At 41.4% G+C, this 19,406-nt stretch carries 16 protein-coding genes; 7 read left to right on the forward strand and 9 right to left on the reverse strand.

All coding sequences use genetic code 11. The features are described from left to right. A partial coding sequence (locus ACESM0_RS07460) for a PAS domain-containing protein (RefSeq protein WP_372905166.1) occupies positions 1–964 on the reverse strand: 964 nt, incomplete at its 3' end. A 384-nt stretch (positions 965–1,348) separates the two neighbouring features. On the opposite strand from ACESM0_RS07460, the gene ACESM0_RS07465 reads away from it, so the two are divergent. Both ACESM0_RS07465 and ACESM0_RS07470 read left to right on the forward strand, forming a co-directional pair. Further along, the gene (locus ACESM0_RS07465; RefSeq protein ID WP_372905167.1) at positions 1,349–2,278 is read left to right on the forward strand and encodes a sensor histidine kinase; all 930 of its coding nucleotides are present in this window, start codon (positions 1,349–1,351) and stop codon (positions 2,276–2,278) included. Further along, positions 2,271–2,891, forward strand: a complete 621-nt coding sequence (locus tag ACESM0_RS07470; protein ID WP_372905169.1) for an HD domain-containing protein — start codon at positions 2,271–2,273, stop codon at positions 2,889–2,891. Before ACESM0_RS07465 ends, ACESM0_RS07470 begins: the two co-directional genes overlap by 8 nt. 12 nt (positions 2,892–2,903) lie before the next feature. Here ACESM0_RS07470 and ACESM0_RS07475 read toward each other — a convergent pair whose 3' ends face one another. Continuing rightward, positions 2,904–3,311 carry a MarR family winged helix-turn-helix transcriptional regulator gene (locus ACESM0_RS07475; RefSeq protein ID WP_372905171.1) on the reverse strand — a complete coding sequence of 136 codons (408 nt, stop codon included), beginning with the start codon at positions 3,309–3,311 and terminating at the stop codon, positions 2,904–2,906. A 188-nt stretch (positions 3,312–3,499) separates the two neighbouring features. Here ACESM0_RS07475 and ACESM0_RS07480 point away from each other — a divergent pair, with 188 nt between their 5' ends. Beyond that, positions 3,500–4,273 (forward strand): segregation and condensation protein A, encoded by a 774-nt coding sequence (locus ACESM0_RS07480; protein ID WP_372905173.1) that lies wholly within the window; start codon positions 3,500–3,502, stop codon positions 4,271–4,273. After that, the gene (locus ACESM0_RS07485; RefSeq protein ID WP_372905175.1) at positions 4,270–5,952 is read left to right on the forward strand and encodes a M28 family peptidase; all 1,683 of its coding nucleotides are present in this window, start codon (positions 4,270–4,272) and stop codon (positions 5,950–5,952) included. The genes ACESM0_RS07480 and ACESM0_RS07485 overlap by 4 nt, the downstream gene beginning before the upstream one ends. A gap of 61 nt (positions 5,953–6,013) precedes the next feature. Here the strand turns inward: ACESM0_RS07485 and ACESM0_RS07490 are convergent, their stop codons facing one another. The 3 genes from ACESM0_RS07490 to ACESM0_RS07500 are packed head-to-tail and all read right to left on the reverse strand — an operon-like array spanning position 6,014 to position 10,762. Continuing rightward, entirely contained in the window at positions 6,014–9,115 is a 3,102-nt protein-coding gene (locus ACESM0_RS07490) for a CHAT domain-containing protein (protein WP_372905177.1), read from the reverse strand. 59 nt (positions 9,116–9,174) lie between these two features. Further along, positions 9,175–10,131, reverse strand: coding sequence for a signal recognition particle-docking protein FtsY (ftsY, locus tag ACESM0_RS07495; RefSeq protein WP_372905179.1), 957 nt, complete (start codon positions 10,129–10,131; stop codon positions 9,175–9,177). A 40-nt stretch (positions 10,132–10,171) separates the two neighbouring features. After that, on the reverse strand, positions 10,172–10,762 hold the full coding sequence (locus ACESM0_RS07500; RefSeq protein ID WP_372905181.1) for a CDP-alcohol phosphatidyltransferase family protein: 591 nt from the start codon (positions 10,760–10,762) through the stop codon (positions 10,172–10,174). 68 nt (positions 10,763–10,830) lie between these two features. On the opposite strand from ACESM0_RS07500, the gene ACESM0_RS07505 reads away from it, so the two are divergent. Next, entirely contained in the window at positions 10,831–11,442 is a 612-nt protein-coding gene (locus ACESM0_RS07505; protein ID WP_372905183.1) for an NUDIX domain-containing protein, read from the forward strand. Here ACESM0_RS07505 and ACESM0_RS07510 read toward each other — a convergent pair. The 4 genes from ACESM0_RS07510 to ACESM0_RS07525 form a co-directional block, all read right to left on the reverse strand. After that, entirely contained in the window at positions 11,439–11,720 is a 282-nt protein-coding gene (locus ACESM0_RS07510) for a hypothetical protein (protein ID WP_372905184.1), read from the reverse strand. The two genes, ACESM0_RS07505 and ACESM0_RS07510, sit on opposite strands and share 4 nt — an antisense overlap. Next, a complete protein-coding gene (locus tag ACESM0_RS07515) occupies positions 11,717–12,139 on the reverse strand; it encodes a helix-turn-helix domain-containing protein (RefSeq protein WP_372905186.1) in 423 nt (140 codons plus the stop codon). Before ACESM0_RS07515 ends, ACESM0_RS07510 begins: the two co-directional genes overlap by 4 nt. A gap of 345 nt (positions 12,140–12,484) precedes the next feature. Beyond that, complete coding sequence (locus ACESM0_RS07520; protein ID WP_372905188.1) at positions 12,485–15,604, reverse strand: efflux RND transporter permease subunit; 3,120 nt, start codon at positions 15,602–15,604, stop codon at positions 12,485–12,487. Between the two features lie 20 nt (positions 15,605–15,624). Further along, complete coding sequence (locus ACESM0_RS07525; protein WP_372905190.1) at positions 15,625–16,923, reverse strand: efflux RND transporter periplasmic adaptor subunit; 1,299 nt, start codon at positions 16,921–16,923, stop codon at positions 15,625–15,627. Positions 16,924–17,093: 170 nt separating this feature from the next. Between ACESM0_RS07525 and ACESM0_RS07530 the strand changes: the two genes are divergently transcribed. After that, complete coding sequence (locus ACESM0_RS07530) at positions 17,094–18,116, forward strand: metal-dependent hydrolase (protein ID WP_372905192.1); 1,023 nt, start codon at positions 17,094–17,096, stop codon at positions 18,114–18,116. Positions 18,117–18,166: 50 nt separating this feature from the next. Continuing rightward, positions 18,167–18,667, forward strand: coding sequence for a thioredoxin family protein (locus tag ACESM0_RS07535; RefSeq protein WP_372905193.1), 501 nt, complete (start codon positions 18,167–18,169; stop codon positions 18,665–18,667). Positions 18,668–19,406 lie beyond the last annotated feature (739 nt).

Genomic DNA, 19,406 nt, shown 5'->3' on the forward strand with positions numbered 1-19,406 from the left:
CATATAGATCTGTAAATGCCTTGTTTACATACCCAATTGACCCATCCGTATTTGTAATAAAAACGACATTAGAAGAACGTTCTATCCCAAGTTTGAATTTCAGTAGATCTTTATCCTTTTTAATACGGTCACTGACATCAGTAATTACAGAAAAAAGTAATATTTGCTCGTCTATCCGTATTGTACCGCTAAAAACTTCTACATCTTTTATGGTACCATCCGAAAGCCTGTGCTTAAAATGGAACAAATGAGATTTATTTGTTTTTGCTCTCTCCATCTCTCTTTCTACCTGTTCTTTCGAGAGAGTATTAATCTCACTAATTTTCTTTTTCTTAATCTCACCCAGTTCCCAGCCATAAAAGTTTATAGCAGCTGGATTTGCATCTACTATTTGGCCATTTTCAGGATCAATAATCAACATCACACTGTGTTTGTTTTCGAAGATACTCCGAAATCTATGCTCACTCTCCTTTATTTTTTGCCCTGCTAAGTACCGCTCAGTCGTATCTTCCACAATAGCAATTCCACCGGACGGATCAATCTGGTTAAACGTAGCCCTGATATACACCGTTTTATCAGAAGTAATCGTTTTATATCTACCTTCGTAAACCCCCTCTTCGCCTTTAAGAGCTTTAATCATATTGGAAACCAGCTCTTTATTGGGCAGCTTTTTCATTGGGAACCCAATCAACTTCTCTCTTGAAGAGTCCAATATTTTGACAAAATTTGAGTTACAAGCTGTAACTATCCCATCTTCATCAAAGTGAACTATACCAATTGGAGCTTTTTCAAAGATGAGTCTGTATAAATTCTGATCGGGACTTGAAACAGATGGAGTAATTGTACCTCGGATATCGTCAACGAGTGATTTAATCTGAGTATTTATTCCATTTCCCGAATGTTGATTGTTAAGAAGACTTTCTATTTGAGAGAGCTTTTTGAGAACACTTGTTACTTGAGTCATTATTTCATATTATGGATAATTTTATCCAATTAACTCAGTCAAGGTACTCATTTAACCCCGTTAATCATATTGACAGTTAAACCAGTCTAATTATCAAGTTAGAAAGGTCAAAGTCTCAAAAAGTTTTGCAAGGAAATAGCAAAACTGGCATTATTCACTACCGAATAACCCTCACTTAATTTTATCGGACGTCTACCCTCATAGGTCGATGCAGTTATTGATAAAGTATAAATTCTCGATCTACTTAGAACGCGTTTAAAAAAGCTGAAGTTCATTCAGCTGAAAATTTTTGTAATTGTTTGATGATATTAAATAGTCATTAAAACTGTAACTTCGATCAAATAAATTCTATACCTGTATCAAATATCATAAACAGGAGTACAGTTGGAGATCAAAAAAGATCTAAACGTCACGGATAACCAGCTCAATGAGCTGGAAATGCACTCTGTGATCAATATTTTATCCGTAATAAGCAGTCAGCTTCATCTCATTCAGTTTGAGACTGATCATCCTGATTTAATTTCTCCATTAATCGATCAAACTCTTAAGCTGGCTGATGCAGCTAGAGAAAAAGATCAGAGTATATTTAATGAAGAAACGATAACTGCGTTTCAAAAAGAAATTTTGGGAGTAATTGGAAAACTTGATGAATTACAGTCTGAGTTAAACGACGGGTCTTCTGTTTCTGAATTTCACTCCATTTTTAATGATATCTTTAAAGTGTTTGACGATAGGCTCGAAGAGATTTTTCACCGGTGGAATCACCCCAATCGCTGGGAATCATTTCTAATCCATGACTTTAAAAAGGAGTTTCAGAAATTCTTCTACACACTGGAGAAAAACAGTCGTGGTAGATATCGGATTATATACAACATTGCTGAACAGGAAGAAAAAGACTATCTCGTTCAGTTTGAAATAAATAGCGACTATAAAGATACCATCCACCTGCCGCTACTACTCAAAGACATAATTCGCGATCTGGTTTCAAATGCCAGAAAATACACTCTTCCCGGTGGCAATATTAACATAGGAATTACACAAAAAGACGAAATGTTTAAATTTGTAGTTCAAGATAGCGGATATGGTATACCGGAAGAAGAGATTTCAAAAATAATTGAATTTGGTTACCGTGCATCCAACGTAAAAGACAAGGTTAGAACTATGGGCGGTGGATTTGGTCTGACTAAAGCTTATCACATCACTCAAAAGTTTGGCGGGCATTTCTGGATTGATTCAAAATTAGATGAGGGAACAAAAATCACCATTGAGATACCCATACCAAAACAAATTCTTGAAAACGAAATTCATGTCTGAAGAGACTCTCTACAAAAACTTTCTTCTTAATAAGTGTAGTTTTGATTCTGCTCACGATCTGGCACACATTCAGCGTGTCGTTAAATCAGCACAAACTATTTGTGAAGAAGAGGGCGGAGACTTAGAGATAGTTACAGCCGCCGCATGGTTACACGACTGTATCACACTTCCAAAGAATCACCCCGACCGTTCAAAATCTTCAATCCTGGCCGGAGAAAAAGCAGCAACATTTCTAAATAGCATTGATTTTCCGAAGTCTGAAATTAAACATGTTGTACATGCAATTGAGGCCCACAGTTTTTCGGCTGGTATTGAACCCACAACATTAGAAGCTAAAATTGTGCAAGACGCCGACCGGCTGGATGCACTGGGTGCGATTGGAGTAGCACGTTGCCTGATGGTTGGGGGGAAACTGGATCGGCCGCTTTACCAACCTGAGGATCCATTTTGTGAAAACCGGGAGCCTGATGATTCTGTTTTCACAATTGATCATTTTTATGAAAAACTCTTCAAGCTTCCTGAACTTTTAAATACAGATAGTGCGAAAAAGATCGCTTTTGATCGGATCAATTTTATGAAGAAGTTTTTGAGTCAACTAAAAGACGAGGTTTAATCAGCTGTATTTCTACTCCTTATCTGATTCTTCTAACAGAGAGTTTCCATGACTGAGTAGTTTCTGTGTTGTTTCCACATATTTCTCCCCCAATATTTCTGACAACGCATCTTCAGCTTCTCGATATAATTTCTGAAGTGCTTTGACCTCATCTGCTCTTTTTGAGCTCAGCGCAATTTTAGTTCTTCCCTCTACTTTCTCTTTTTCAACCCAACTTTCCTTCTGAAGCTTTTTTAAAAACCGGGTTATCGTTGAAGGGTCCAGGTTTAGATGATCAGCTATCTCTTTTTGAAGAGCCGGTCCCTCTTTTTTGATATAAATCAGAACCTCAACATAAGATGTGGCTAAACCGAAATCCTTGAAATAGGAGTCGAAATGTTTGGAGACGGAACGGCTGAACGTATTGGCTTCTGAGTGCATGATCTTCTATTTGTATATGCAATATGCTTTATTTTAACTAAAAAGATAGATAAATCAAACTTAAGCAAGTTTCTTGGCTTGCCATTCATAAAAGTAAAGATTCTTTTCCCAATCCGGATCACTGAATCTAACCTTCAGGATTTCTATTTGTATTCAGAAATTGCGAAATTAAGCCAACCTATTTGCCTATGTACAGAGTTCAGCTAAAAAATTTCGAAGGTCCCCTGGATTTGCTACTCTTCTTCATCAGAAGAGATGAGCTTAATATCTACGATATACCTATCTATCACATTACGCATGAGTTTCTAGATTATATTCGATTGATGGAGGAGCTGGACCTCGATGTAGCCAGTGAGTTTATCTATATGGCCAGTATGCTGATGTCTATCAAGGCAAAGATGATGCTGCCGCGAGACCCTGACGACGATGAAGAGCTCGACGAAGATGATCCCAGGTATGAGCTGGTTCAAAAACTGCTTGAGTATAAACGCTACAAAGAGATGGCGGAAAAGCTAACCGTTATAGATGAAGAGACTCAAAAGAAATACTTCCGCGGCTACCTGGAGGAAGATGAAGTTGAAAAACAGGCTACTGGTGAAGCTCTGAAAGATGTTACTCTTTTTGATCTCATGGCAGCGTTCAGAAAAGTATTAGCCGACATCAAGAGACAAAATGTCTATCATAAGGTAGAGAAAGTTCAAATGACGGTTGAGCAGCAAGCCGAATATGTTTTAACCCGGCTGCAAGATAAAGGAAGAACATCCTTCTATGATTTCTGTATGGAATTAAAAACAAGAACAGCTATAGTAGTAACGTTCCTGGCTGTACTTGAAATGCTAAAAGAGCAACAGATCAACCTGTTCATTGAAGAGGATGATCCCACAAACTTTCATATCGATCTCAAACCGGTTGATGAAATAATTGGAGATCCGAAAACAACATTTAAGTCTGAATTCTCATGAAAAAAATACTGCTACCACTTTTACTGTTTGTTACAGGCTGTGCAACACAAAATTCACTGCAAGAAGTTACTTCCACGGAAAGCCTGGTTGAGTTTCGAACTCAAATTACACCACAATTTTTACAACAACATTTAGAGGTAATTGCGCACGACTCGCTTGAAGGGCGGGCTACCGGATCAGATAAAATAGAAGTTGCCGCCAACTATATTGCAGACTTTTATTCGGATCTTGGATTTACACCGATGGGTGACGATGATACTTATTTTCAAAGTTATCGCCTGAATGCTGAATACACAGACAGTCTTGTATATGAAACATTTCATATAGATGGCTCAGATACTTTAAAACATAGCCACAATGTTGAATCCCCTGAAGCAACGGGAGATTTTATCCGAATGTTTGGAGGCAGCGTTCCTCAGAAGGGCGATGTTGTTTTTGCGGGATTCGGAGTTAACGACAGCGAAAGGGGAGTCCAGCATTTATCAAGTGAGGACATTCAGGGTAACTGGGTCATGGTTTTTGAAGACATTCCGTATGTAGTTGATGGAGATACACTGATTAACCCCAATATTACCAGCAACAGCCGAGTACGCAACATTCTTGTTGAGATGGACGCAGCAGGAATTCTCTTAGTATCCGATTACTCCCAAAGTGAATTTCAAGAAGTTGCTGAAATGAGCTCAGAATTAATGAGCCAGCCATCGAATATCAGCCTTGCATATCTCGAAGAGAACGGGCAGCCGGGGTTTCCAAAAGGATTTCTCCAAATTAGCCCGAACTTGGCTGCCGCTTATCTGGGTCTTGTCTCCTCAGATGAGCTGGATGAAAAAAAAGAAAACCTGGTTCGAGATATCACAGAGTTTACCCCTCAGAAAACTGATTTTTACCTGGAGTATACGCCTCATGACGGTCCGGGGTACATGAATGCGGAGAATGTTATTGCATACTTCGAAGGGGCTGACCCTGACCTGAAAGATGAAGCTGTTGTACTGATGGCCCACTACGATCACGTAGGAATTGGTGCACCTGATGATTCCGGAGACGGGCTCTATAATGGAGCCGACGATAACGGCAGTGGCACCACTGCTCTGATGGCCATTGCCAATGCACTCAATGAGGCCAAAAGCCAGGGATATCAAACCAAACGGAGCGTCCTTTTCCTTCATGTCAGCGGTGAAGAAAATGGATTACTTGGTTCAAGGTACTACTCCGACCATCCGGTTATACCCATTGAAAAAACAGTTACCAATTTTAATGCTGATATGATTGGACGTAGTGATCCGGAAAATATCCAGAAAGGAGATACAGATTATGTGTACCTGATTGGCGGTGAGATCATCTCTTCAGAACTGGACAGTCTGGTTCAAACCGCCAACAGCAATTCTGTGAATTTAAGGCTTGATCGAAAATACAACGACCTTCAGGATTCAAATCAGTTTTATCGCAGAAGTGATCATTGGAATTTTGGTCGTCTCGGTGTGCCCTTTGTCTTCTTCTTTACCGGAGTACATGAAGACTATCACAGACCTTCCGATACGGTTGATAAGATTGATTTTGAAAAACTATCCAGAGTTAGTCAGCTGATCTACACTTCAACGATAAAAGTGGCCAATTACGATGGCAGGCCCGTCGTTGATAATCAGCAGTTCATAGAAATTACCCGACTGCAATCCCGATAGTAAAGTTTTTGAGATAATAAGTAAGGCCTTTTAGAAACTTCATATTTTTGAAAGGCCTTTTTTATCTACCGTTCAGTACAAATGCTGCCCAGTGAATTGGATGTGCAGTTTCAGGATTTTCAATAAGCTGCTGTTTGGCATATTGTAAAGATTCGCCGTACGATAAACCCTCTTGGATCTTCTCATAAAAACTGATCATTAATTTAGCTGTTGGCTGATCGCTAACCCTCCACATCGAAACAACCAGATTTGAAGCTCCTGCATATTTAAAGGCTCTGGTAAATCCAATCATTCCCTCTCCCTTATGCACATTCCCAAGGCCTGTCTCGCAAGCACCCAGTACAACTAAATCTGCATTTAGCTGCAGATTGTAGATATCACTCACGTACAAAATACCATTGTCTTCACCTTCTCCCTGTAGAACTATCCCTGACAAGTCCGGATTGGTTTCATTTACAAATGCGTGTGTTGCAAAATGGATAAACCCGTAGCTCCTTAAGTTTTGTTGTTGAAATTGAGATTTTGTAGCCTCACCGTTATGAAGAACGGTCACTTTTTGTGGATTTAAAAAATTTAGCAGCGACCTGTTTTTTTTGAAAATATTTGAAATCTGATTTGTCTCATAAGCTGTAAGTGGCAGAGGGGTTAAACCATTCAAAAAACGTTTAGTGTTGGTCTCTGTATCTTCAACCGCTACGTTCATCGAATTATTAAAGGGAGCATATGCTAGAAGGTTATTCGGACTTTCGGGTTTGCGTTGCTGCATCTCTTCAAAAACAGTACCCGATGATGCGTATTGAATTTCAAACTGATTTATTAAATAGGCCAACTTATGATAGGGTTTTTCAGATGCCTCCTGTTCGATTAACATTTCAAACGGTAAATAGTGTAAGGATTGATCAGGGAAAATGAGTAGAGAAGAACCGTTAATATTAGGAAGCAGCGGGTCAATTAACGCTTCGTAAAGTTTGTAGGCTGTCTGTTTATAGGTAGTATCATCTCTGGTGATAACTGCTTCTTTTAGCTTAATCACTTCACTATTTACATATTCATTGGAAGCTGTTTTCTCCACGGAAATTCTATCATTTTCTATGGCCAACCCATAAATATGATCTCTTCCAAAAATATAATACAATGCCGTCTCATCCCGTTGTAACATTAGTTGAATGTCTGTGAGTGAGGCTGTCTTGCGATCGTATTTCAGGGAAAAATAATCAGGATAATTCTCCTCTAGTTTTTCAGTAAACTCAATTAGATTTCGACGGGCATAAAAGAGAGAGTCGCGGTATTCCTGTATTTTAGCTTCGTCCGCATCCAATCCATTTTCTTGTTCTAAGTGTAAATTTTGAAAATTATCCGTTACTATTTGATTTAGTCTTCTCTCTTCAGCTATTACATCTTCGGGTACACCTCCAAAGCTTCTGGCTTTAACACTCTGAAGCAGATCGAGTGCAACTCTTGAACGGCCTTTCTCCGCAAAATCAATCATCTCTTCAAGCCATACAAGCTCACCTGTTTGCTGATAAAGTATGTGGTACACATCTATGGCCGCAGAGAAAATTGAATAGTGATTCTCAATCAAACTCAGTTTTGATGCTTCACTCTGATATTGTGTTTGCAAAAAATCTATTGCGGTAACAGCTACATCAAATAATCGAAGAGATTCATAAAGATTCTCTGTGTCTCCCGTCTCATCGAATAGTTCTAAATTAAGTTCACCTAGTTGTTTAGTAGTCTCTACCAATCGAAGAGGGTAATTTACATTATCCAAATCAACCTCTGTTAACATAGGTTTGTATGTTTCTCCAATCAATATTGAGGTAGTCTTACGATAAAATTCACCCGCTTCCCTCAACCGGCCCTCTTCTTTATGTATTTCACCTAGCTGAGAATAAATTCCAAGAACGTCAGGATGCGATTCCCCTAATCTCTCCATGCCTATTTCCAAAGCTTTACTCAAAACTTCCCTGGCATCCGCATACCTTTCAATTTGTATATACAAATTGGCGATATTTACATAGGGGAGTATTAAGTTTGGATGGCTCTCGCCGTAAATATTTTGACGAATTTGAAGGGACAGAAAATAGTTCTTCTCGGCTTTTTCATACTCCTCGTTATTCAGATAACTTGACGCAAGGTTATGATAACCTACAGCCGTTTCTATATGTTCTTCACCATAAAGATTTAATTTTATTTTTTGAGCCCTTTCCAAAAACTGAAGCGCATTTTCATAGTCATCCATTTGGATATGAATCAGACCTAGATTATTGTATAGAATAGCCAGCCTATTTGAGTTTTCTCCCTGAGCCTCTCTGAATGTTGCTGCTGACTGCCTGAAATATTCACTGGCTGTACCCAAATCACCAATTGAATAATAGAAGGTTCCAATTCCGTTATAAATGATAGCTATTTCAGCATGTGATTCACCATAGGCTTTAATTGCTGAATCCAACGCCATTTGATAGTGACTCATTGCATCATCATACATACCGAGTTTGCGGTAAGTAATTCCGGTATTATTATGAGTAATTGAAAGCGCCCGATGCAGTTCAAAACTTTCTTCTTCTTCTGAAAGTATATCCAGGGCTGTCAGGTAGTAGTTTATTGCGTTCTGGTAGTTCCCTCTCGAATCCTCTATATAACCTCTGCTGGTAAATGCCTGAGAAGCTGATATTCTAAATTCCCGGTGTTCAGTTGCAAGCTCAGCAGCTCGCCGGCTCCATTCTAAAGCCTTATCAAGTTCAGATTTGTCTTCATACAAATACGCGTATTGTATATACACATCAACGAAGGTTCGGTGATCAGGGCCCCATTCATTCAAAACAATATCAGAAGCTATATCAATGTAGGATTCCGCTTCTTCAAAGTCCCGATCTATTCTGTGGAATGCTGAAAGATAGAGCTGCGATTCAACACACTCGTTAATAAGCTGCCGATTATCACAAATATCATCAGTAAATTCGTTGAAGAGTTGACGTGAAGATTGTAGCTCTCCAAACTGATATAACCTCACCGCTTCATCAAATTGGTCTTTTAGATTATCAGATGTTTGTGCGTTGACGAAATCAGCATGAGAGAAATACAGTAGGAAAGAACAGAAAAACAGGGTGATATGTCTGCTTTTAAAGGCTGAGCAAAAAATTGTGTTTTGAGCTTTTTTCATTATACCTAATCATTATTGATCTGATATGTTAATGAACCAAACTCAATTAGTAAAGGGGATTAGCTCAATCCAAATAATGCATTAACAAAGTCTACACGATCAAACACTTGTAAATCTTCAATTTGTTCACCAACACCAATGTACTTTACGGGTACGTTCAATTCGTTTGAAACACCTATAACGATCCCGCCTTTGGCAGTGCCGTCCAGCTTTGTAAGTATAAGTCCGGTAACATCTACAACCTCAGTAAAGGCTTTTGCTTGCTGCATTGCATTTTGCCCGGTAGAGGCATCCAGAACCAATAAAATCTCATGGGGAGCACCGTCAACAACTTTACCCATTACCCGTTTAATTTTTCCAAGCTCTTCCATTAATGATTTCTTGTTATGCAGACGACCGGCGGTATCAACCAGTGCTATATCAGAACCTTTTGCTTTTGCAGATGCAACCGTATCGTAAGCTACAGCTGCAGGGTCGGCATTTTGTCCCTGCTGAATAATAGAGACTCCTGCTCTTTCACTCCATATTTTAAGCTGATCTACTGCAGCAGCACGAAATGTATCTGCCGCCCCTAAAACCACCCTTTTTCCGGCCATTTTATAAAGGTGGGCCAGTTTGCCAATAGAAGTGGTTTTTCCCACACCATTAACTCCTACAACCAATACAATATGTGGTTTGTGTGGAAAATCTGCATCAAATTCTGCCGGCTGATCGGGGTTATTATCCTTGAGCAGAGCTACAATTTCGTCACGCATCAATTCCTGAAGTTCATTTTGCGTGATGAATTTATCTTTAGCTACTCGTGCCTCAATCCGGTCTATAATCTCTACCGTGGTTTTAACACCCACATCCGATGTAATTAAAGCATCTTCCAATTCGTCGAGTGTAGCCGCGTCAACCTGATCTTTCCCGGCAATACTTTTACCTATCTTTGAAAGAAGTCCATCACGACTTTTTTCTACTCCTTTATCAAGCTTCTCTTTCTTTTTTAATCCAATCTTATTTAACCAGCTCATAGTTTTTCACTAAATATCTATTAAAAACTCTGTTTGTCAATTAGTTAAAATCTGCTCCGTTTATAATCTTGTGGTATCTCTGTTTATACTCTACAAATGAGACAATCATCATGACTGCTGATGCAACCATAAAAAAGATTTGAACGTTTTTAAACTCCGGAAAAAAGAAAATACTAATCCAATATACCGCCATAAGGTTTACAGTAATCTTTCCGGACATTATAGACATCGCAACTTTTCCGCGTTCTTTTTTGATATGTGCCGAGCCCGCCATAATTAATGAATCGCGCGTCACTCCCAGTGCAAAATACCAGAGAGGAATCCATCCAAGCCATACGGTATAGATAAACAGAAAAAATGCCATAAGTTTATCTGCCACAGGGTCCAGCGATTTTCCAAGCTCGGAGATTTCATTTCGCCAGCGTGCGACCAACCCATCCAAGTAATCAGAAATACCCCCATACAGGATTAATACCCATATTGCCGCGGTTACCTGGTGGTTATTCTGAATGTGTAGATAGATAATTGGAAAAACCACCAATACCCGAGACAAAGAGATAAGGTTAGACCACGTGTAAATGTCGTCTCTAACCAATACCTTTTTACCATCAACGTTTACGGCTTCTCTCATACCACCTTTTTGGAGTTAGCATATTTAAGATAGAAAATACGTTTTTTAACACAGTAATAAATATTGAAATGAAAAAGAAAGATTTAGCATCCACGAAAGAGGATAAACTTGAATTAAAGGAGAACACAATTTCTTCAGAACACGTATTTGACGGAACTCTTTTACAAGTCTATGTGGATGATGTAAAACTTCCTGACGGCTCACATTCGACCAGAGACTGGATTAAACATCCCGGTGCAAGTGCAGTTGTTCCGGTTTTTCAGGACGGCTCCATCATGCTGCTGAAACAGTATCGCTACCCACCACGCAAGCTTTTTCTAGAAGTACCGGCAGGCAAAATTGATGCCGGTGAAACGCCAAAAACTACCGCATTGCGCGAGCTGGAAGAGGAAAGCGGATTATCATGCGATAATCTTGAGCAGGTGGGATCACTGTTTCCGGCTATCGGGTACGCCGATGAGGAGATCTTCGTGTATGTAGGGTGGGGGCTTAGTCAATCAGACAAACAGACTGATGATGATGAGTTCCTGATCAATCATAAACTGCACTTTTCCGATGCGCTAAAAATGATTGAGTCCGGGGAGATCAAAGATGGAAAAACCATCTGCGCCTTAACTCAAACCTATTTTTGGTGGAAAACGCATGAACCGTTTCCGATTGATTTTGATAATGCCTCCTAAACGATTCCCTCTTCAGAGGCCAGTTGATATAATGATTTGTGGAGATTGTCCCGGTCTGCATCACCGCGCCGGATAATCTCTTCAATCTCTTCTCCATTTAGCATCAGCAGGCAGCCATTTTCGCGAAACTGCAAATCAATGTTTCGCGGATCTGAAAGACGCATTTTTTCCACATTCATGCCGTTTGGACTCACTCGCAGATCAACCAGGCAGTAAAATGTATCTTCCGCTGTATCACCAAATTCAAAAATCTGTAGTGTTGTCTGATCTATTTTCATGAGTTATTTGAATGACGTTCAATAAAATCTCTTCCTTTCACAATTTCAATTATCTCGTTGGTCGACTCATCCCGTATTTCAACCTGAAACAAACTTATAATTGCCTGACTATTCAAACATTCCAGGGTTTCAGAAATTGTTGCGCACTCCTCTGTTTCACTAACCAAATCGTTTACGCCCTGAACCACATAAGTGTATGATCTTTTTTTCTTTTTTTCCGGTTTTGGATCGCTTCCCTCTGAATCTACGTCAAAATAACTTTTGATCGCCTCTTCGGTAACATACCACTGCACACCGAGTTTTCTTCCCTTCAGCCTTCCTTCACGAAGGTACGCCCGAATTGTCATTTTACTTACTCCAAGCATCTCGTGCAGATCATCTACAGAATAGAGCGTTAGAGAACCAATTTTTTTAGGCATTATATGATCCTTTGATTGTCATTAACTACACTTTAAATATAATAAGTTATCGATAGATTATCATTACTTATATATTGTTGTACCTATACCAAATTCGTTTGGTCGTGTGAGTGAAATCTCATTATGTTATTAGGAGTTGCTTGCAACAAAAGCCTTTCTACCATGCAATTGAACCAAAAAAACTTACTCCATCCGTGTGATAGTTATATTCTGTTTTCGCACATCTCCACCAAACTTCGATAACCGGGTATACGTTTCAATTCTATTGAAATTCATTTAGCAAAAAAAATCCACGAAAGCTTTTGCTCCGCGGATTCTCTTACTAAACAACGTTTCGCAGTTCCATTAACTTGTCTGAGTTGCCGGAACAGTTTTACCTGACTCCTGAAACGCCTCTTTTTTCTCAACAACATACTCTTTGAGTTCATTAGCCGAAATGTAAACAACCGGTATCAACACCAGGGTAATCAGCGTAGAAGCAGTCAATCCGCCAATTACAACGCGTGCTAAAGCGGCTTGAATTTCTCCCCCGGCTCCAAAACCAAATGAGAGCGGAAGCAGTCCCAGAACTGTGGTTAAGGTTGTCATCAGAATGGGCCGCAGCCTCAGCCGTCCTGATTCAATCACGGCTTTTAGCACGTTCATCTCTTTGTCGCGACGCATCAGGTTGATGTAATCAACGAGTACAATAGCGTTGTTTACAACAATTCCAATCAACATTATGACCCCCATGATACTCTGCATATTGAGGGTTGTACCGGTTAGCAGCAGCGTCGGAACAACTCCAATAACCGCCACGGGAACCGAAAACATCACAATCAGTGGGTCGAGGAACCGTTCAAACTGGGCCGCCATTACCATGTAAATAAGCACCAGTGCCATCAAAATGGAAATCACAAAATCTGCCTGGGCTTTTTGCTGCTCTTCATACTCTCCGCCATACACGATAGAGAACCCCGTCGGCAGTTCCATACCAGACAATGATGCCTGTACTTTCTCAACTGCTTCGCCGAGCGGAACTCCCGCTTCAAGATTGGCTGTAATATAGGTTACTCGCTGGCCATTTATACGGTTAATGGTCTCCGGTCCCTCCGCAGCATTTTGGTCAATTACCGTAGACACAGGAACTGTTTCACCATCAGCGGTTCGCACTGAAATATTATTCAAATCCAGGGTACTCATCCGGTCCGACTCCTGCAGGCGAACTGTAATGTCAAATTCATCACCGCCTTCGCGGTATACACCGGCTCGAACCCCGCCAATATTAGCCTGAATAGACTGGGCAACTTCGCGGCCCGTCAGGCCAAGAGCAGAAATGCGTTCTCTGTCAAAAACTATATTTTGTTCAGGACGTCGATCTTCCCGGTCTGAACGAACATCCCTCACTTCCGGAATTTCTTCCATTCGATATCGAATTTGTTCGGCAATTTCATCGGCAACATCCATATCGTACCCTCTCAACTGCAGCTGAAGGGCTTCATCCCCGCCATTTCCAAAAATTCGCCTCAAGATCCACAAACCGGTTTGTGCCTGAACTCTGAAACTTCCTCCCGGAATGGTGCCTTCAATCTGATCCCGTATATCATCTGCCAGATCGTAAGAGTTAATGGATCGCTCGGATGCATCCACCAGCTTCAATTCCACTTCAGCCCGTCCATTTCGTACTTCGGTCGACATATACTCTACCTCATCCATCGGGGCGATCTCTTTTACCTTTGCAACCAGCTCATCGAGGTATTCATTTGCAACCGCTATGTTCATGCCATCCCCAAGGTAAAAGTTAATACTAATCTCATCTGCCTCGGTTTCCGGGGCAAGTTCAGTATCCACATAGCTAAGGCCATAAAAAGAGATCCCAACCAATACTGCAGAAATAGTGAATACGATATATCTTCGTTTTATAGCGCTTTCCAAAAACCGTGAATATCGATTTTCAAAACGCTCAAACCATTTCTGAAACCATCCCTTATCTTTATCTGTCAATTTAGAATCAGGTTTTATCGTCATAAACTTGCTGGCCAGCATGGGCACTAACGTCAAAGCAACCAGCAGGGAACAGGCAAGCGCAAAAACAACGACAAGAGCAAGTTCCTGAAACAGAGTTCCGGTAATGGTTTGCATGAATACCACAGGAAGAAATATCACCGAAGTGGTAATAGTAGAGGCAATAATAGCGCCTCCTACTTCTTTCGTTCCAATAAGTGAGCTCTCCGCCAGGGATTTCCCCTTACTCCTGAGCCGCACAATATTCTCGAGAACCACAATGGCATTGTCGACAATCAAGCCGACACCCAGCGCGAGCCCCCCAAAACTCATTTGATTCAGTGTTAATCCGCCAAAGTAGAGCAGACCAAACGTAGCCACAATAGAAACCGGAATGGCCGTAGCAATTATAAAGGTTGTAGACCCATTTCTGAGAAACAGATACAGAACAACGATCGCAAGTAGAGCTCCCCAAATGGCGGCTTCCTGCACGTTATCTATCGAGTCTTGAATAAACTCACTTTGATCTATCACCATCAGAAGGTTGATGTCATTGCGCTCGGAGTTAATCCGTTCAATTTCCCGCTGAATTCCTTCTGATACAGCCACGGTGTTTGCCCCTGTCTGTTTACGGATTCCCATCCGAATCATCGGTTCATCGTTAATACGAACTACGCGCCCAACATCTTCAAAGGCATCTTCAACCGTTGCCACATCCCGGACCCGAACAGGCTGCCCGTCTACCCGGGTGATAATCGTCTCCGATATCTGATTGACATCCGTATACTCACCAAGTGTTCTCACATAAAGCTCTGTAAGGCCATCTCTCACATTACCGCCGGGTAATGTATTATTTTCGGCAACAATGGCATTTTGAACGTCAATCGCCGTCAAGTTACTGGCCGCAAGGCGATCCCGTTTCAGGTCAATGCGAATTTCGCGCCGGATTCCTCCCCATACGTCAATAGAACCAACACCGGAAATCTGCTCCAGCCGGCTGGCAATTTCTTCTTCTAAAATCAGGGTTAACTCATCAAGAGACCGGGTCGACTGTGCCCCCACAATAACAATGGGGGAGTCATTGGGATCAAACTTTCGCACCCTAGGGTTGTCAGCTTCATCGGGCAACGAACGGCGAACATCATCAAGAGCGGCCCGAACATCATTTGCAGCCTCATCAAGATTGGTATTTTGTGAGAAATTAAGACTAACCCAGCTTGACCCCTCCCGGGAACGGGAGGTCATCTCTTCAACATTAGCTACACCGGACAGGGCGTTTTCAATCTGATCGGTTATTATGGTCTCAATCTCTTCTGATCCAACATTTGGATAGCTTGTTTGAACCGAGAGACGGGGATATTCAATCGGCGGGAGAAGATCCACCGGTAAGTAACGAAACCCAACCACACCCAAAACGAGCACGATAAGGTAGACCATCATTGTTGCAATTGGCCGTTTAATTGATGTATCTGTAATGCCCATAATTCTACCGGATCTTTAAATTAGTTTGCTGTCGATTGGTCGGCCACGCCGTTATTCAAAATCTCCTGAAGCAGGTCCTGCGGCTGCATTTTTTGCATATTCATAATCTTTTCCCAGCTTGTTGCACGAACCCGGGCATCATCTCCCTGATCCCGAACCAATAGATTTTGCCCAACTGTAACCACCCAGTCGCCACTCTTTATTCCTGCAACACCGGCCGCTTCACGCCCTTTTGCTATAACTTCTATAGGTACGAACTCTACTTCAGTAGGATTACTGAGCTGCCCAACACTTCCGTTGTCTTCAATCTCTTCAAGAATTTCCGTCTCTATCCCAAACCCGGGTGCAACATAAACTCCGGTTTCTCCGGTTTGAGGATTGTTATAAATAGCACTTAGAGGAATAAGAGTTGCCTGCTCACTCTCCCCATACAGAACATCTACAGTTACAAACATTCCCGGCAGCAGTAACCGGTCTGGGTTTTGAACATCAATTTCAGCTTGTGTACTAAAGCTTCCCTCACCTAAAAACGGGGAAATTCTGGACACCTCACCGGTTAGCACTGTATCCGGAAAATTTTCTGAGTAGATCCGGACAGACTGCCCGCTCTCGACATACTGTAGCATTCGTTCTGTAACATTGATCGTAATTTTTGATCGGGACAGATCACCAATTACAAACAGGCGATTATTCGGCGTTGCCTGCATACCTGTTTCTGCTGCCCGATCACCAACTGTACCGCTGATGGGAGCCCTGATCGTAGCTTGTTCCAAAGCGTCTTTCTGCTCCTCTACTGTAGATTCGGCCTGCTCTACCTGTGCATTTGCCAATTCTACACTCGCCTCGGCTGACTCAGCCTCGGCCTCCAGCTGTTCCATTTCCATATCAGTAACCAAGTCTCTTTCGGCCAGAATACGCTGTCTGTTTAGATCCGCTTCCACTTCACCAAGAGCTGCTTCTGCCTGGCGAAGCTGGGCCTTTGTAATTCTCAGATTTGCTTCGGCTTGTCGCAATCTCTCTCTATACTCATTATCCCTCAATTGAACCAGAACTTCTCCACGCTCAACACTCTCACCCGACTCTACATATACCTCTTCAACGGGTGCGGAAATTCGGGGAAATATTTCGACCTGATTTCCGGCCCTTACAGTCCCGCTTAATCTCTCTTCCAATGGCAAAGAGCCAAATTGAGCCTGAACGGCTTCAACAGCGGGTACTGTACGATTTTGCGCCGAAAATCCCTGCTCTTCTTCGCCACCGCAGTTTGTTAAAATGAGGGCTGCAAGTAGTAGTAATGTTAGATACTTCTTTTGTTTCATCAGAAATTTGGTTCAGTGAGTTTAATTCAATATTAAAATAACGATATTTACAGCCGTTCATTCCCGGGGGATTGTTAAAGGTTATAAAATCAAATACAGGATTGTTAAAATTTGAACCTCATTTCAGGCCTCATTGTTCAGCTGATTCAACTTTATAATTAATCGACTAGATGGATTCAATTACACAGGTAACTCTTGGTTCGGCCGTTGGAGAGGCGTTTCTAGGAAAAAAAGTAGGATATCGCGCAGCCGCCTGGGGAGTTTTACTGGGCACTCTACCCGACTTGGATATTATTATCAACCCTTTTGTAGATAATGTAATTGAACTTCGCAATCATCGCGGATTCACTCACTCATTTCTTTTCTGTTTTTTGGCAGCCCCGATTTTTGGATGGGTAATTGACAAGGTTCACAAATCGCTGGAAGTGGGGTGGGTGAGATGGAGCATCATGTCATTTTTTATCTTCTTAACCCACATCTTCATCGACCTTCCCACAACATATGGCACACAAATATTGCGTCCGTTTTCTGACACACCTCACACCCTCGATTCAATCTTCATCATCGATCCGCTATATACTGTCCCGTTATTTTTAGGACTTATTGTAGCCCTCATCCTAAAAAGAAAGTCCCGTGCCAGGATGTTTGCAAACCGAACCGGCCTTTTCATTAGCACGCTTTATCTCATTTTGGGATTTGGTATAAAAAGTCATGTGCATTCAGTTTTTACCGAATCATTCCAGAATCAATATGGAATGTATGAGCAGATCAAAACGACGCCCAACGGCCCCTCTACGTTTCTATGGACGGGTTATGTTGAAAAAAACGACACCATCTACAATTCTGTTTACTCGATTTTTGATGAAGAAAAACTTTTAGAATTTACAGCCATTCCTAAAAACAGCCACTTGATTGAGCCTTATTACAATGACCGGGCAATCGAAACACTGTTGTGGTTTTCGAGAGGGTATTACAAAGCTGAAATGGAGGGTGATCAACTGGTTTTTTACGACTTGCGTTTCGGAAGGGGAGATTTCTGGCTTACCGATGACGCAGCCTACGTCTGGAAAAACTATGTTCGTATTGACGAAAACAATTACGCTTACACATTTGAGCAAGTGATACCCAATTTTAGCACACGAACATCAAATCTGAACCGTTATTGGAACCGATTATGGGGTAATGCTCACTGATTCTTTGTATATTTTAATTGATTAAACCTAAAATATCTCAACAACTGATTATGAACCGCAAGGTTATCATCGGAGCTTTTATAGCCGTTTTTATTGGAATTTTTGCTTTCTATTCAATTCAGGAAATTCAGCCGAAGGACATTGATAATGAACCCGAATGGATGACTCTGACTGAAGCTCTCACTGAATCTCCCCAAGATGATCGGTTAATACTGGTTGATATCTATGAAGTAGGCTGCCAGTTTTGCCGGAAAATGAGCCGGGAAGTCTATCCATCCAACACCATAAGAGCCGTTCTGGACCGGAGTTATCTTCCTGTAAAAGTAAACGGTAACTCTAATAGTAATACCATTGTCTACCAGGGTGAAGAGATGACCGAAAAAGATTTTGCCGGCCTGATGGGGGTCACCGCTTTTCCGTTCACGGTAATTATGGACTCAGAGGGAAATGTTCTAGATCGCCGACGTGGCTATCTGGACATCCGTGGCCTGGTACAGATGTTGCGAAATGCCGAATCTGAAGTTGGATTGCAGGCAACTAATCTGAATTGATCCCATTTGATGTTGAGTCCATTTTGTAGCACATCGTACAACAAACCGGCTGCACATTTTAAAATCAAAAAACCTACAATTTCCGGGTGTGCTAAACCGGTTTTCTAAAAATGAGATTTTAAAATTAGCCGTAGAACCGCCTCTATCTTGAATGGCGTATAAACAATGACCTCTATTCGGCGGAACAGGGTCTTTAACTCTACACCCCAAGCTCACGCTTGGGGCTATATTCTGCACGCACTTGCAGAGCTCTATTTTGTCGATTCACCACTCTGATTTCCAATACACAAATATTAACGTAGCGGGTTTGCAACTACCTCTCGAGAAGTAAGGTATTCATAAGATGCATGAATTGTTATACTAGGCCTAAAGCACTGAAAGAGCGGCCGCTCAAAGTCCGGTACTTTGAGGATCGCAACAATCACCACCAAACTGATGGCGAATTGTGTATCGAAAAGCAGAAAAGAGGCAGATTCATATTTTTTTATAGCGTATTTATAATTGAGAAAATTGATCTTTAGCTTCAATCAACCACTCCTAATTCCCTCTTTTCTGTAGAAGCTAGCCCAGGCAAGCTCAAGAGAGTGTATTTATTTTGCTAATACTCAATGAATCAACCCTGAAAGGGTTAAAGGTAATTAGCCCCGGTTGAAGCGCAGCGAAACCCGGGGTAATATAGAGCGCATAAATTACCGGCGAATAGAGAGATTCGTTCGAAACGAAGGATAGTAATGAGGCG

Source organism: Rhodohalobacter sp. (assembly GCF_041686455.1).
In the GTDB taxonomy this organism is placed as follows: domain Bacteria; phylum Bacteroidota; class Rhodothermia; order Balneolales; family Balneolaceae; genus Rhodohalobacter.